This window comes from Saccharomonospora iraqiensis subsp. iraqiensis (assembly GCF_000430445.1).
GTDB lineage: Bacteria > Actinomycetota > Actinomycetes > Mycobacteriales > Pseudonocardiaceae > Saccharomonospora > Saccharomonospora iraqiensis.
This window is the reverse complement of record NZ_KE387132.1, coordinates 1-1,628: the sequence shown is the minus strand read 5'-3', so window position 1 is coordinate 1,628 and position 1,628 is coordinate 1. Positions and strand designations below refer to the sequence as shown.

General features: G+C 74.9%; 2 protein-coding genes. Both read right to left on the bottom strand.

What is annotated here, in order from left to right:
* The coding region (dapF, locus tag ACTIR_RS24500) for a diaminopimelate epimerase (protein WP_084789632.1) at nucleotides 1-701 on the bottom strand (701 nt) is incomplete at its 3' end.
* Between the two features lie 10 nt (nucleotides 702-711).
* Entirely contained in the window at nucleotides 712-1,623 is a 912-nt protein-coding gene (miaA, locus tag ACTIR_RS0119785) for a tRNA (adenosine(37)-N6)-dimethylallyltransferase MiaA (RefSeq protein ID WP_026455573.1), read from the bottom strand.
* Nucleotides 1,624-1,628 lie beyond the last annotated feature (5 nt).

Genomic DNA, 1,628 nt, shown 5'->3' with positions numbered 1-1,628 from the left:
TCGGCCTCGCCCCGCTCGGCCCCGCGCAGGTGGGACACGGCGGCCACCGCCGCCACCGTCCCGGTGCCGCACGCCCGGGTCTCCCCGACCCCGCGTTCGTGCACCCGCATGCGCAGCCGCTCCGGGGCGAGCACGTTGAGGAACTCGAGGTTCACCCCGTCGGGGAAGATGCCGTCGTCGTAACGCGGCTGTTCGCGCAGGTCGAGGGCGGTCACGTCGTCCTCGAGCACCGCGACGAGGTGTGGATTGCCGACGTCCACCGCGACCCCGGACAGCGCGCGGTCACCGACCACGGCCACCGACGTCCCGGTGACGGCGGCGCGGCCCATCCGCACCGTGACCGAGAGGTCGTCGTGGACCCGCACCGGCCGGTCGCCCGCCCGGGTGCCCACGGTGAACTCGCGCCTTCCCTCCAGTCCGGCCTCCACGAGGTACCGGGCGAACACCCGCACCCCGTTGCCGCACATCTCCGCGAGGGAGCCGTCCGAGTTGCGGTAGTCCATGAACCACCCGGCCCCGGAGTCCACACCGACCGACTCCGGGCGTACGACCCGCAGTACGCCGTCGGCACCGAGCCCCCGCTGCCGGTCACACAGCGCCGCCACCCGGCCCGCCGTCAGGTCCAGCGCGCCCGCGACGTCCGGCAGCACCACGAAGTCGTTCTGTGTGCCGTGGCCCTTCAGGAACTCGATACCACCCATGCGCACGAGGTTACCGAGCCAGTTCCGCGCGCACCCGGTCGAGGGCATCGGCACCGGCACCGTCGAGCCAGCGGATCCGCCCGTCCCGACGGAACCACGACCGCTGCCTGCGCACGAACCGGCGGGTGGCGACCACCGTGGCCCGTTCCGCCTCCCGGAGGTCACCGTCGCCCGCCAGCGCGTCGAGCACCTGGCGGTAGCCCAGTGCCCGCGGCGCGGTCGTCCCCTCCCGCAGGCCCTTCTCCTCCAGGGCGCGGACCTCGTCGACCAGGCCGTCGGCGAACATCCGCTCCACCCGTCGCCGGACCCGGTCGTCGAGCTCGTCGACGGCGCGGTCGATCCCGATCAGCACCGTGTCGTACCGCGGGGGCGCGGGCTCGGGCAGGTTGGCCGAGAACGGCTCCCCGGTGATCTCGATGACCTCCAGCGCCCGCACGGTGCGCCGGGTGTCCGACGGCAGGATCGTCGCCGCGGCGCGCGGGTCCAGTTCCGCCAGCCTGCGGTGCAACGCCGCGGTCCCCCGCTCGGCCGCCTCCCGCTCCAGCTCCGCGCGGACCCGCGCGTCGGTGCCGGGGAAGCGCAGCTCGTCGACGACCGACCGGACGTACAACCCCGACCCGCCGACCAGGACGGGCACCGTCCCCGCCGCCAGCAGTCGCTCGATCACCGCACGGGCGTGGCGCTGGTAGGCGGCCACCGACGCGGACTCGGTGACGTCCAGGACGTCGAGCAGGTGGTGCGGGACGCCGCGCCGCTCGGCGGCCGTGGCCTTGGCGGTGCCGATGTCCATCCCGCGGTAGAGCTGCATCGCGTCGGCGTTGACCACCTCACCGCCGAGCGCCCGCGCGAGTTCCACCCCGAGCGCCGTCTTCCCGGTGGCGGTGGGACCCACGAGGGCGACCGGCCGGACGCCGCCGCTCACCCGTG